We start from the raw sequence: 13025 nt of genomic DNA, 5'->3' as shown, positions 1-13025 counted from the left end.
TGTCACCTCGTAATCTTTGGAGTTAAATGGGTTCAGTGGCCGGCCGGTTTCTGATGCGACAGCAGGGCCTGCAGGGTGGTCATCAACCAGTCGAGCAGAAAGCCAATGATGCCGATGGTGATCACCGCGACCATGATGCGGCCGAGCGAGTCGGAGCTGCCGTTCTGGAATTCATCCCAGACGAACTTGCCCAGGCCCGGATTCTGCGCCAGCATCTCGGCGGCAATCAGCACCATCCAACCCACCCCGAGCGACAGCCGCAGGCCGGTGAAGATCATCGGCAGCGCCGCCGGAATGGCGATCTTGAATACCTGGGTTACCCAGCTCAGGCGGATTACCCGGCCGACGTTGATCCAGTCCTTGTCGATCGAAGCTACCGCCACTGCGGTGTTGATCAGGGTCGGCCAGAGCGAGCAGAGGGTGACGGTCACCGCCGAGGTAATAAACGACTTCTGGAACAGCGGGTCGTCACTGATATAAACCGCGCTCACTACCATGGTGACGATCGGCAGCCAGGCCAGCGGCGATACCGGCTTGAATATCTGCACCAGCGGGCTGATGGCGCCGTACAGCTTGGGACTCAGGCCGCAGGCCACGCCCAGCGGAATGGCGATCAAACTGGCCAGCAGAAAACCGGTGAATACCGTAACCAGGCTGGTACCAATCTGATCGATGAAGGTCGGCTTGCCGGTGTAGTCGCGCCACTTGATCTCGGCCTCCGGGTTGGCGGCCAGCTTCTTGGCGTTGCGCTCTTCCTGCCGCGCGTAAAAGGCATCGGCCTTCTCCCGCTGCTGCAGGTGTTCGTCATACAGATTGGTCGCCTGATGCCAGACGGCAACCGGGCCCGGCAATACGCCCAGACTGGTTTTCACCTGCGCCGCGCCGGCCGACCATATGGCCAGAAACACCAGCAACGCGATCAGCGGCAAACCCACCTTGGTAAACAGCTCGGCGGCCTGCTCGCGTACATCTTCGCCTTTGCACAGTCTGACCATGGGCACCATCCAGGACAGCCCGGCGGTTTCCATGTAGCCAATCAGTTTGTTGCTCATGAGCTCATCTCCACAGGTTACGCGTGGGATGGCGGCGCGCTGCGCCGCCGGGTCCCGGTTCAGATCTGGTCATCACCCTTGAGGCCAATCTCGAACTGCTGCAGATAGGCGTTGGGTTTGCTGCCGTCGTAGGTCAGGTTATCGATGAACTCGGACTGCGGCGGCTTGAAACCGGTCTCGCTGGCAAAATCAGGGAAGGCGGCCGCCGGAATCTTGCCCTCGGCAATCAGCTCCTTGGCCGCCACCGCGTAGATATCCGGGCGATAAACCTTCTTGGCGATGTCCATGTACCAGCTGTCTGGCTGGGCCTCACCAATCTGGCCCCAGCGGCGCATCTGGGTCAGATACCAGATGGCATCGGAGTAGTAGGGGTAGGTCGCGTTGTAGCGGAAGAACACGTTGAAGTCCGGTACCGAACGCGTGTCGCCTTTTTCATACTCAAAGGTGCCGGTCATGGAGTTGGCAATCACCTCGGCATCGGCACCGACATAGGCCGATTGCGAGAGGATCTTCACCGCTTCGCCGCGGTTGGCGTTGTTGTCGGCATCCAGCCACTCGGCGGCGCGAATCAGTGCCTTGACCACGGCGATGTGGGTATTGGGGTTCTCATCCGCCCACTGCTGGCTGACGCCGAAGACTTTCTCCGGGTTGTTCTTCCAGATTTCGTAGTCGGTAATGACCGGCACACCAATGCCCTTGAACACGGCCTGCTGGTTCCAGGGCTCGCCCACGCAGTAACCGGAAATGGTGCCGGCTTCCAGCGTCGCCGGCATCTGCGGCGGCGGCGTCACCGAGAGCAGCGCATCGGCATTGATCTGGCCCGAAGTGTCACCTTTGGCCGGGGCGTAGAAACCTGGATTGATACCACCGGCTGCCAGCCAGTAGCGCAGCTCGTAGTTGTGCGTGGAAACCGGGAACACCATACCCATATTGAAGGGCTTGCCAGCCGCCTTGTACTGCTCGATTACCGGCTTGAGTGCGGCGGCGCTGATCGGGTGCTGTGGTTTGCCGTCGGCGTCTAGCGGAATGTGCTTCTTCATCTCCTCCCACACGGCATTGGAGACGGTAATGCCGTTGCCGTTGAGGTCCATCGAGAAAGCGGTAATCACATCGGCCTGGGTACCAAAGCCGATGGTGGCGCCCAGCGGCTGCCCGGCCAGCATATGCGCGCCATCCAGTTCGCCGTCGATTACCCGGTCGAGCAGCACTTTCCAGTTGGCCTGAGCTTCCAGGGTTACGTAGAGGCCTTCGTCTTCAAAAAAGCCCTTTTCATAGGCAATCGCCAGGGGCGCCATGTCGGTCAGCTTGATAAAACCGAACTTCAGCTCTTCCTTCTCCAGGTCTTCTACGGCCTGGGCGCTGTGCAGCGGCAGCAGGCTGCCGAGCGCGAGCGCGACCGCCAGGGACAGGCCTGCACCAAAGGTCTTGCGGCTAGATTGCTTCATGGGAAATCTCCGTTAGCAGTGTATGTCCGTAACATCATCAAATTTGCAGGGCGCCGGCTCCCCGAAAAAGGGCCTGCCGCCAAGCCCAGGGTGGGCGCCAGGTAAAATGCGTCGCTCTTGCTTCGCTGATGCAAAAGCACCCTTTCCTGAAAAACGCGCACAAAAAAAGGCGTCCACGAACATAGCTGTCGAGAACAGGTATGTTGGTGGACGCCTTTGCCCGAAAATTCTGTAATTGCTTTTACTGAGACTGACGCCGCGCCCAGTCGTTGAGCGTTGCATCACAGAGGAATTAGCAAGCGCTGTGCCAGAGATTTCAAGCCGTTGTTTTTGATATTTATTTCAACAAGGCTCGCAGCAGGGGCCAGGTTGTACTGCAATAGTCCAGTGCAGGTTGTGCCTTCATCGCACTACTGCTGTGCAAGCAGGCAGACAGATCAACAGGCTTTTTTTCAACTGTCGCCACTCCTCGCCGAACCACCGCTCACCTCAACAGGCTAGCAGCTACTGACGGTTACCGAGCAAGACTGGCCACTTTGCACCACTAAAGCGCATGCAGGAATCTACGCCCCAGAAGGGTGCGCAAAAAATTCGCCTGACCCAGCCTCGCAAGCGATCAACCGCCGCAAGACTGCGTTGCCGCTTGAGACAGACGATTCTGGTCTGCTATTTGCTTTGAAAAAAGCGTTCGCACTCCTTCACGCAGTCGCAACACACAATTTGCAAATAGAGCGCTAGGGTTCCGGCTGAGCTGTTCAGTGACTGGTCCGAGAGCACTCGACCTTTCAGTCAAAGGTTACACGGTGGGACAAAAGCCCGGGAGACGATTGGCATAACGCCAGGAGTGCTCCGCGTGTCACTGAATGAGAGGTCATTATGAAAAAGATTTCCGCACTGGTTCTATCCCTTCTGCTTTCCTCCACCGCCCAGGCGCAGGACAGCTTCAAGGTCTGCTGGTCCATTTATGTCGGCTGGATGCCTTGGGCCTATGGCGCAGACAGCGGCATCGTCAAGAAATGGGCCGACAAGTACGACATCGATATCGAGGTCGTGCAGATCAACGACTACATCGAATCCATCAACCAGTACACCGCTGGCCAGTTCGACGCCTGCACCATGACCAACATGGATGCCCTGACCATTCCCGCTGCGGGCGGCGTGGACAGCACCGCACTGATCGTCGGTGACTTTTCCAACGGCAACGACGGCATCGTGCTCAAGGGCAAACAGCAACTGGCTGACATCAAGGGTCAGAACGTGAACCTGGTTGAGCTGAGTGTCTCCCACTACCTGCTGGCCCGCGCGCTGGAATCGGTGGATATGAAAGAGGCCGATGTGCAGGTGGTGAATACCTCGGACGCCGACCTGGTCGCCGCCTACGGCACCGACGACGTCACCTCGGTAGCGACCTGGAACACGCTGCTGAACGAGATCGCCAGCCAGCCCGACAGCCACAAGGTGTTCGACTCTTCACAGATCCCCGGTGAAATCATCGACCTGCTGGTGATCAATACCGAGACCCTGAAAGCGCACCCGGAGCTGGGCAAGGCACTGACCGGCGCCTGGTACGAGATCATGCAGAAGATGCAGGCCGACGAAGCCGTACGCACCTTCCTGGCCGAAGCCTCCGGCACCGATCTGGCTGGTTACGAAGCGCAGCTGGCCAGCACCGAGATGTTCTATACCCCTGCCGCCGCCCTCGAGCTGACCAACAGCCAGAAACTGCAGCAAACCATGCAGTACGTGGCGGAGTTCTCCTTCGATCACGGCCTGCTCGGCGAGGGCGCGCCGGATGCCGGTTTTATTGGCGTCGAGATGCCTGCCGGCACCTACGGCAACAGCAACAATACCAAGCTGCGCTTCGACCCCAGCTACATGCAATTGGCCGCCGACGGTCAGCTCTGAGCTGATCCGCTGCGCTGAATTCACCAGGGGTTTGCGCCCCCGCCGCAAGGAAACACCATGAAGCGACTGATCAACCTGTCCCCCGCGCCAGCCACCCGGCTGTTCATCGGGCTGCTGCCGTTCGTGCTGTTGCTGCTGGTGTATATAGTGGCGTCCGATGCGCGGCTTGAGGCCAACCCCAACGACAAGCTGCTGCCGGCGTTCAGCCAGATGGGCGCTGCGATCGACCGCATGGCGCTGGAGCCGAGCAAGCGCACCGGCGAATACCTGTTCTGGGTAGACACCGCCAGCAGTCTCAAGCGCCTGGCCATGGGCGTGGCCATCGCCGCGTCCATCGGCCTGGCGCTGGGCCTGCTGACCGGCGCGCTGCCGCTGATCAACGCCAGCATGAGCCCACTGCTGACGGTGGTCTCGCTGATTCCGCCGCTGGCGATTCTGCCGGTGCTGTTTATCGTCTTCGGGCTGGGCGAGCTGTCCAAGGTCATGCTGATTGCCTTGGGCATCACGCCCTTCATTGCCCGTGACCTGCTGCGCCGCACTCAGGAAATCCCCAGCGAACAACTGGTCAAGGCGCAGACGCTGGGCGCCAATACCAGCCAGATCATCGTTCGCGTGCTGCTGCCGCAACTGATGCCCAAGCTGATCGACGCGGTGCGCCTGTCGCTCGGCGCCGGCTGGCTGTTTCTGATCGCCGCAGAAGCCATCGCCTCCACCGACGGGCTGGGCTACCGCATCTTCCTAGTGCGCCGCTATATGTCGATGGACGTGATCCTGCCGTACGTGGCCTGGATCACCCTGCTCGCCTTCCTGTTCGATTGGCTGCTGGCCACCCTGAGTCGTCGCCTGTTCCCTTGGAACGTGCAAGGAGGCCACTGATGATTGAAGTAAAGAACGTCGGCAAGCGCTACGGCGACAACGTGGTGCTGGAACGCCTGAATATAAACGTAAAAGAAGGCGAGTTCGTCACCCTGGTGGGCGCCTCCGGTTGCGGCAAGAGTACCTTCCTGAAGATGCTGCTGGGCACCGAATCACCGAGCAGCGGCCAACTGCTGCTGGACGGCAAACCCATTGCCGACGAGCCCGGCCCGGATCGCGGCATCGTGTTTCAGCAGTACTCGGTCTTCCCGCACATGACCGTGCTGGACAACGTGATGGCCGCCGTCGGTTTTGCCCAGCGCGGGCTGAGTGGCTACCTGTTCGGCAGCAAGCGCAAGCAGGCACGCCTTGATGCCGAAGCCATCCTGCAGGAAGTCGGCCTGGGTCAGGCGCTGAAAAAGTACCCCCACGAGTTGTCTGGCGGCATGAAGCAGCGTCTGGCGATTGCCCAGGCACTGCTCGGCAAGCCGCGCATCCTGCTGCTAGACGAGCCCTTTGGTGCGCTCGACCCGGGCATTCGTGCCGACATGCACGAACTGGTACTGCGGCTGTGGAAGGAGCACAAGCTGACCATATTCATGGTCACCCACGACATCAAGGAAGGCTTCCATCTGGGCACCCGCCTGTGGGTGTTCGACAAGCTGCGCCACGACCCGCACGCGCCCCAGGCCTTCGGCGCCACCATTACCTACGACCTGCCGATCGACAGCAGCGCACGGCAACCGGCGGCGCGCACCACCGCTGAAACCATTAAGCCACTGCTGGCCGAGAACGCCAGCTGATCGCTACCCAGATACGGAGACACCGGCAATGAGCATCACGCACTACAGCACTGAAATCCCTGGCGCCAGCCACTGGTCCCTGCGCGTACGCGCCGGCACCCTGATGCGCCTGACCGACCTCACCGGCGGCGCCAACGTCGGCATGCTGTTCTACAACCCCGACAACCTGCTGGAACGCTATAACGCGCCCGACACCCTGAAAGGCCAGCACACCTTCAAGCTGACCCTGGGCAACTGCCTGTACTCCGACATGGGCCGGGTATTCGCCTCCATCGTCGAGGACCAGCTTGGCTGGCACGAAACCGTCTGCGGCAACAGCAACGCCGCGCAGGTGGCCGAGCGCTGGGGCGCAAGGGACTACCAAAGCGACCGCAATGAATGGCACCAGAATGGCTATGACGCCTTTCTGGTCGAGCTGGCCAAGTACGGTCTGGGCCGCGCCGACATGGCCGCCAACTTGAATCTATTCAGCAAGGTCGCCACCGATGAGGCCGGCAACCTGCAGCTGGTCGAAGGCCATAGCGCCGCCGGCAGCCAGATCGCCCTGCGCTTCGCGATGGACACCCTGGTGCTGCTGCACACCTGCCCGCACCCGCTGAACCAGGCCAAAAGCTACCCCTACACCCCGGTGCAGGTTGATCTGAGCCAGGCAGCCCCCGTGGACGATGACGATTACTGCCGCAACTTCCGCCCGGAAAACCAGCGCGGCTTCATGAACAACGCCCTGTATCACCTGGGCAAGTAAGCGAGGACATTATGATCAAGACCAGCTCACGCCAACCCGAGACGGCCTCGCAACGCACTAACATCGGCGCCGGCGACTACTACATCGGCATCGTCAAGGCCGGCCAGACCCTGCGCCTGCTCGACCTGGAAGGCAATCAGGCCGCCGACACCCTGTTCTTCAGCGCCGCCAACCCGGTCGAGCGCTACAGCGTGACCGATACCATCCGCGAGCAGGGCAATGTGTACCTCACCGCCGGATCGGTGATTCGCTCGAACGAGAACAACCCCATGCTGGAGATCGTCGCTGATACCTGCGGCCGTCACGACACCCTGGGGGGCGCCTGCGCCAGCGAGAGCAACACCATCCGTTACGACCTGGAGAAACGCTGCATGCATTCCTGCCGTGACAGCTGGATGCTGGCCGTGGCGGAAAACCCCGAGTACGGCATCAGCAAGCGCGACATCACCCACAACATCAATTTCTTCATGAACGTTCCGGTTACCAGCGAGGGCGGCCTGACCTTTGAGGACGGTATTTCCGGCGCCGGCAAGTATGTCGAGCTGACCGCGCTGATGGACGTGGTGATCCTGATTTCCAACTGCCCGCAGCTGAACAACCCGTGCAACGGTTACAACCCGACGCCAGTTGAATTGCTGGTTTGGTCTGAGTAACCCGTACAACGAGACATCACAGCTTCAGTGGACGGCCACTGTCGTAAACAAAGCAGCCTGGGACGGCCCGGCAAAGGCTAGCGACATGTTCAACAAGGTTCTGATCGCCAACCGTGGCGCCATCGCCACCCGCATCATCCGCACCCTGCGCAACCTGGGTATCGGGTCAGTCGCCGTCTACGCCGAATGCGACGCCGACAGCCTGCACGTGCGGCTCGCTGACGAGGCCTACAGCCTCGGCGAAGGCGCCGCCGCCGACACCTACCTGCAGGTCGACAAACTGCTGGCCATCGCCGCCGACACCGGCGCCCAGGCCATCCACCCCGGTTACGGCTTCCTCAGTGAGAACGCCAACTTCGTGCGCCGCTGCGAGGCCGCCGGGGTCGCCTTTATCGGCCCGACGCCCGAGCAGATGCTGGCCTTCGGTCTCAAGCACCGCGCCCGCGAGCTGGCGGAGCAAGCCAATGTGCCGCTGCTGCCGGGCACCGACCTGCTGACCGATCTGGCTGCTGCCAGAACCGAGGCAGCGCGCATCGGCTACCCGGTGATGCTCAAGAGCACGGCGGGCGGTGGCGGTATCGGCATGCAGCTGTGTCACAGCGAGGACGAACTAGTCGGCTCCTTCGACAGCGTCAAGCGCCTTGGCGCCAGCAACTTTGCCGACGACGGCGTGTTCCTGGAGAAATTCATCGACCGCGCCCGCCACATTGAGGTGCAGGTGTTTGCCGACGGCAAGGGCAACGCGCTGGCACTCGGTGAGCGCGACTGCTCCAGCCAGCGCCGCAATCAGAAAGTAGTGGAAGAATGCCCGGCACCGAACCTGAGCGACGCGGTCCGCAGCGAGCTGCACGCCACCGCCGAAAAGCTGCTGTGCAGCATCGGATACCGCAACGCCGGCACCGTCGAGTTCATCTACGATGCCGACAGCCACGAGTTCTACTTTCTTGAAGTAAACACCCGCCTGCAGGTCGAGCACGGCGTCACCGAAGAGGTTTATGGCGTTGACCTGGTCGAGTGGATGCTGCGCCTGGCCGCAGGCGAAGCGCCAGACCTGGATGCGCAACGCAAAACGCTCAAGCCACAGGGCCACGCCATTCAGGTACGCCTGTACGCTGAAGACCCGTTCCGCGACTTCCAGCCCTGTGCCGGCCTGCTTAGCGAGGTTGTCTTTCCGTCCGGCGACGGTATTCGCATCGACCACTGGATCGAGTCCGGGCTGGAAGTACCGCCCTACTTCGACCCCATGCTGGCCAAGGTTATCGTGCATGCCGCAGACCGCGATGCCGCGCTGGCCAAGTTGCAAAGCACGCTGGACGCCCTCCGCCTGTACGGCAGTGAAACCAACCTCGACTACCTGCGCGCACTGACCCGAGACCCGGCGCTGCTGGCCGGTGAAGTCACCACCCGTTACCTGAACAGCTTCCGCTTCCAGCCGGCGCGTATCGACGTACTGGCCGGCGGCACCCAGACCACCATTCAGGACTTTCCCGGCCGCACCGGCAGCTGGGACGTCGGCGTGCCGCCGTCCGGCCCGTTTGATAGCTACGCCTTTCGCCTCGGCAACCGCCTGCTCAACAACGCCAAAGACGCCGCCGGGCTGGAAATCACCCTGCAAGGACCGACCCTGCGCTTTGCCGCAGCGAGCCAGATCGTACTCAGCGGCGCCAGCATCGACGCCAGACTGGACGATCAGGCCATTGAGCCCTGGCAAGTCATCGATGTGGCCGCCGGCCAGACCCTGACCCTGGGGCGCATCAAGGACGCCGGCACCCGCGCCTATCTGGCGGTACTGGGCGGCTTGCAGTGTCCGGACTACCTGGGCTCCAAGTCGACTTTTACCCTCGGCCAGTTTGGCGGCCACAACGGCCGCGCGCTGCGTACCGGCGACGTGCTGCACCTGAGCGCATCGGTCAGCCCGGTTGCGTCCGCCAGCGTGCCGTCTGAGTTACGCCCCAACATCAGCAATACCTGGGAACTGCGCGTGATTTACGGCCCGCACGGCGCGCCCGACTTTTTTACCGGCAAGGATGTGGACACCTTTTTCAATACTGACTGGGAGATTCACTACAACTCCAGCCGCACCGGCGTGCGCCTGATCGGCCCCAAACCCGAATGGGCGCGTGAAGACGGTGGCGAAGCAGGCCTGCACCCGTCCAACATTCACGACAACGCCTACGCCTTCGGCACCGTCGATTTTACCGGCGACATGCCGGTGATCCTCGGCCCGGACGGCCCTTCGCTGGGTGGCTTCGTCTGCCCCGCCACCGTGATCACCGCAGACCTGTGGAAGCTCGGCCAGCTGCGCGCCGGCGACAAGGTGCGCTTTGTGCCGGTCAGCATCGAGCAGGCGGTGGCGCTGGAAGCGGCGCAGATCAAACAGATCGACGCCCTGGCCGCCGAGTCGGTTGCCTGGCAGCCGGTGCCGGTCGACAGCCCCATTCTCAAGCGCTTGCCCGCCGAGCAGTTTGGCGACGAGATTGTCTACCGCGCCGCCGGCGATCACTTCCTGCTGGTCGAGTACGGCGAGCAAATGCTGGATATCCGCCTGCGCTTTCGCGCCCACGCGCTGATGCAGTGGCTGCAGCAGAACCCGTTGCCCGGCATGCGTGAACTGACGCCGGGCATCCGCTCGCTGCAACTGCACTTCGACAGCCAGCAGCTCAGCCATGCTGCACTGCTGGAGCACCTGCTGCGCGCCGAGCAGGCGTTGTCCGAAAGGCTCAACGAGCTCTCGGTGCCCTCTCGCATCGTGCACATTCCGCTGTCGTGGGACGACGAGGCCTGTCAGCAGGCGATCGAGAAATACACCCAGTCGGTACGCAGCAACGCGCCCTGGTGCCCGAGCAACCTGGAGTTCATCCGCCGCATCAACGGGCTGGACAGCATCGACGACGTCAAGAAAGTGCTGTTCGAGGCGTCCTATCTGGTGATGGGCCTGGGCGACGTGTATCTGGGAGCGCCAGTCGCCACACCGACCGATCCACGTCACCGTCTGGTGACCACCAAGTACAACCCGGCGCGCACCTGGACCGCGGAAAACTCGGTCGGCATCGGCGGCTCTTACATGTGCGTCTACGGTATGGAAGGCCCCGGCGGCTACCAGTTTGTCGGCCGCACCCTGCAGATGTGGAACCGCTACCGCCAGACCCGCGAGTTCAGCAAACCCTGGCTGCTGCGCTTCTTCGACCAGATCCGCTTCTATGAAGTCAGCCACGACGAGCTGCAACAGATTCGCCGCGACTTTCCGCAGGGCCGCTACCCGCTGCGCATCGAGCAAAGCCAATTCAGTCTGTCGGAGCACGAAGCCTTTATCGCCGACAACGCCGCCGAGATCGATGCTTTCAAACAGCAACGCAACGCCGCCTTCGCCGAGGAGCTGCGCCAGTGGCACGCCAATGGCCAATTCAATTTCCAGAGCGAGGAGCTGGAAAGCGCCGCCGACGACATCAGCTGGCCGGAAGACAGCGTGGGCGTGGACAGCCCCGTCTCCGGCAGCCTGTGGCAGGCCGAGGTCAAGGTCGGCGACCAGGTCAAGGCCGGGCAGACCCTGCTGATTCTCGAGTCCATGAAAATGGAAATCCCCTTGCAGGCGCCGTGCGACGGCGTCGTTACCCACGTATTGCAGCAGCCCGGTGGCCGTGTACAGGCCGGCCAACCGCTGGTGGTATTGCAGGACGCCGCCCAGGAGAACAACGCATGACAATCGATATGAGCATCAACGGCCTGAAACAGGCCTATGCCAACGGCAGCCTCACCCCCGCCCAACTGCTGGCCAGCATCCGCGAGCAGGCCGCCGCCCTGGCTGACCACAACATCTGGATTCACCTGCTCAGCGAAGCCGAGCAGCAGCCCTACCTCGCCGCACTGGCAGCCAAGGACCCGGCAACCACACCACTGTGGGGCGTGCCCTTTGCCATCAAGGACAATATCGACCTGGCCGGCATCCCCACCACCAACGGCTGCGCGGCTTTTGCCTACACGCCGAGCGAATCGTCACAGGTGGTACAGCAACTGATCGACGCTGGCGCCATTCCGGTCGGCAAGACCAATCTCGACCAATTTGCCACTGGCCTGAACGGTACGCGCTCACCGCATGGCGCATGCCACAATGCTTTTGATTTCGATTACATCAGCGGCGGCTCCAGCGCCGGCTCGGCGGTGTCGGTCGCCAAGGGTCTGGCCAGTTTCAGCCTGGGCACCGATACCGCCGGCTCCGGCCGCGTGCCCGCCTGCTTCAACAACCTGGTTGGCCTGAAACCGACTCGCGGCCTACTCTCGGCCAGCGGTCTGGTGCCGGCTTGCCGCAGCCTGGATTGCATCAGCATCTTTGCCCTCAACAGCGACGACGCCAACAGCGTACTGACCAGCGCCGAGGGCTTTGACGCGCAGGACGGCTACAGCCGCGCCAACTCTTTCGACAACCAGACTCGGCACTACGGTTTGCGCAGCGGGCCGCTGAAAATCGGCGTGTTGCCGGCCGAGCAACTACAGTTCTTTGGTGATGAGCAATACGCCGCCGCCTACACCGCCACCCTTGAGCAACTGCGCGGCGATGACATCGAACTGGTCAGCATCGATTACACCCCCTTCAACGAAGCCGCTTTGCTGCTGTATGAAGGCCCCTGGGTAACCGAGCGCTACCTCGCGGCGCAGCCGCTGATCGACGACAATCCCGAGGCCATCTTCCCGGTGGTACGCGAGATCATCGCCCCCGGCGGCAAGCCGCCGGCTACCGCACTGTTCAAGGCGCAGTACCGGCTGGAAGAACTGAAAAAAGCCAGCCATGACCAACTGCAAGGGCTCGACTGCCTGCTGACCCCCACCGCCGGGCGCCTGTTCAGCATCGCGGAAATGCTCGAAGAGCCGATCCTGCGCAACAGCCAGCTGGGCTACTACACCAACTACATGAACCTGGTCGACATGACCTCGATCGCCGTGCCCACCGCCTTCACCCAGGCGGGGTTACCGTTCGGCGTGACCCTGGTCGGCCCGGCGTTCAGCGACCGCACGCTGCTGTCGATTGCCAATCGTGTGCAGCAACGTTTGCCTCTGCCCGCCGGCGCAAGCCAGCTGCCACAACCAGCGCTAAACAACCAGGCAGTCGGCGCACGCGACTGCATCGATGTGCTGGTCTGCGGCGCTCACCTGGAGGGCCTGCCGCTTAACTGGCAGTTGCGCGAGCGCGGCGCGGTGCTGCGACAGCGCACCCACACCGCTGCATGCTACCGCATGTACGCGCTGGCCGGCGGTCCGCCGTTCCGGCCAGGGTTGATCCGTGACGAACAGGCGGGCGCGGCTATCGAGGTGGAAATCTGGTCCGTGCCCAGCAGCGAGTTCGGCAGCTTCGTCGCCGGCATCCCCGCACCACTGGGTATTGGCAAGGTGCAGATTGCCGATGGCAGTTGGGTCTGTGGTTTCATTTGTGAGCCCTGCGGGCTGAACGGCAGTGACGAAATCACCCAAATAGGTGGCTGGCGCGCTTACCTGGCAGCACGCTGACGACAGCCAGCAGACAATGCAAGACATTTGGCAGAACTGCACATAAACTGATCTCGGTGACCACGTAG

Annotated in this window: 9 protein-coding genes and 1 riboswitch; of the genes, 7 read left to right on the top strand and 2 right to left on the bottom strand. The window is 62.1% G+C overall.

All coding sequences use genetic code 11. From position 1 onward, the window contains the following. Positions 1 to 32 precede the first annotated feature (32 nt). Together V7756_RS01985 and V7756_RS01980 are read right to left on the bottom strand one after the other, a co-directional pair. Positions 33 to 1052 carry an ABC transporter permease gene (locus tag V7756_RS01985; RefSeq protein WP_335608483.1) on the bottom strand — a complete coding sequence of 340 codons (1020 nt, stop codon included), beginning with the start codon at positions 1050 to 1052 and terminating at the stop codon, positions 33 to 35. Between the two features lie 59 nt (positions 1053 to 1111). After that, a complete protein-coding gene (locus V7756_RS01980) occupies positions 1112 to 2497 on the bottom strand; it encodes a CmpA/NrtA family ABC transporter substrate-binding protein (protein WP_335608482.1) in 1386 nt (461 codons plus the stop codon). A 723-nt stretch (positions 2498 to 3220) separates the two neighbouring features. Beyond that, positions 3221 to 3322, top strand: a riboswitch (guanidine-I (ykkC/yxkD leader). A 51-nt stretch (positions 3323 to 3373) separates the two neighbouring features. Between V7756_RS01980 and V7756_RS01975 the strand changes: the two genes are divergently transcribed. From V7756_RS01975 to atzF, 7 genes are all read left to right on the top strand, one after another. Next, positions 3374 to 4402 carry a putative urea ABC transporter substrate-binding protein gene (locus V7756_RS01975; RefSeq protein ID WP_335608481.1) on the top strand — a complete coding sequence of 343 codons (1029 nt, stop codon included), beginning with the start codon at positions 3374 to 3376 and terminating at the stop codon, positions 4400 to 4402. Between the two features lie 57 nt (positions 4403 to 4459). Beyond that, positions 4460 to 5278 (top strand): ABC transporter permease, encoded by an 819-nt coding sequence (locus tag V7756_RS01970; RefSeq protein ID WP_335608480.1) that lies wholly within the window; start codon positions 4460 to 4462, stop codon positions 5276 to 5278. After that, complete coding sequence (locus tag V7756_RS01965) at positions 5278 to 6060, top strand: ABC transporter ATP-binding protein (RefSeq protein WP_335608479.1); 783 nt, start codon at positions 5278 to 5280, stop codon at positions 6058 to 6060. The genes V7756_RS01970 and V7756_RS01965 overlap by 1 nt, the downstream gene beginning before the upstream one ends. A gap of 28 nt (positions 6061 to 6088) precedes the next feature. Beyond that, positions 6089 to 6805: an urea amidolyase associated protein UAAP1 gene (locus V7756_RS01960; protein ID WP_335608478.1), complete on the top strand. Its 717-nt coding sequence runs from the start codon at positions 6089 to 6091 to the stop codon at positions 6803 to 6805. An 11-nt stretch (positions 6806 to 6816) separates the two neighbouring features. Then, positions 6817 to 7458: an urea amidolyase associated protein UAAP2 gene (locus tag V7756_RS01955; protein WP_335608477.1), complete on the top strand. Its 642-nt coding sequence runs from the start codon at positions 6817 to 6819 to the stop codon at positions 7456 to 7458. 85 nt (positions 7459 to 7543) lie between these two features. After that, positions 7544 to 11158: an urea carboxylase gene (uca, locus tag V7756_RS01950; RefSeq protein WP_335608476.1), complete on the top strand. Its 3615-nt coding sequence runs from the start codon at positions 7544 to 7546 to the stop codon at positions 11156 to 11158. After that, positions 11155 to 12957, top strand: coding sequence for an allophanate hydrolase (gene atzF / locus V7756_RS01945; RefSeq protein WP_335608475.1), 1803 nt, complete (start codon positions 11155 to 11157; stop codon positions 12955 to 12957). Before uca ends, atzF begins: the two co-directional genes overlap by 4 nt. Positions 12958 to 13025 lie beyond the last annotated feature (68 nt).

The sequence above is a fragment of the Halopseudomonas sp. genome (genome assembly GCF_036961105.1).
In the GTDB taxonomy this organism is placed as follows: Bacteria; Pseudomonadota; Gammaproteobacteria; order Pseudomonadales; family Pseudomonadaceae; genus Halopseudomonas.
The sequence above is the reverse complement of the archived record's forward strand: the minus strand, read 5'-3'. Positions and strand labels throughout refer to the sequence as shown.

Excerpts from the sequence above, each read along its gene's own strand:
- V7756_RS01985 (WP_335608483.1), bottom strand. The coding sequence starts at position 1,052 with ATGAGCAACAAACTGATTGGCTACATGGAAACCGCCGGGCTGTCCTGG.
- V7756_RS01980 (WP_335608482.1), bottom strand. The coding sequence starts at position 2,497 with ATGAAGCAATCTAGCCGCAAGACCTTTGGTGCAGGCCTGTCCCTGGCG.
- V7756_RS01975 (WP_335608481.1), top strand. The coding sequence starts at position 3,374 with ATGAAAAAGATTTCCGCACTGGTTCTATCCCTTCTGCTTTCCTCCACC.
- V7756_RS01970 (WP_335608480.1), top strand. The coding sequence starts at position 4,460 with ATGAAGCGACTGATCAACCTGTCCCCCGCGCCAGCCACCCGGCTGTTC.
- V7756_RS01965 (WP_335608479.1), top strand. The coding sequence starts at position 5,278 with ATGATTGAAGTAAAGAACGTCGGCAAGCGCTACGGCGACAACGTGGTG.
- V7756_RS01960 (WP_335608478.1), top strand. The coding sequence starts at position 6,089 with ATGAGCATCACGCACTACAGCACTGAAATCCCTGGCGCCAGCCACTGG.
- V7756_RS01955 (WP_335608477.1), top strand. The coding sequence starts at position 6,817 with ATGATCAAGACCAGCTCACGCCAACCCGAGACGGCCTCGCAACGCACT.
- uca (WP_335608476.1), top strand. The coding sequence starts at position 7,544 with ATGTTCAACAAGGTTCTGATCGCCAACCGTGGCGCCATCGCCACCCGC.
- atzF (WP_335608475.1), top strand. The coding sequence starts at position 11,155 with ATGACAATCGATATGAGCATCAACGGCCTGAAACAGGCCTATGCCAAC.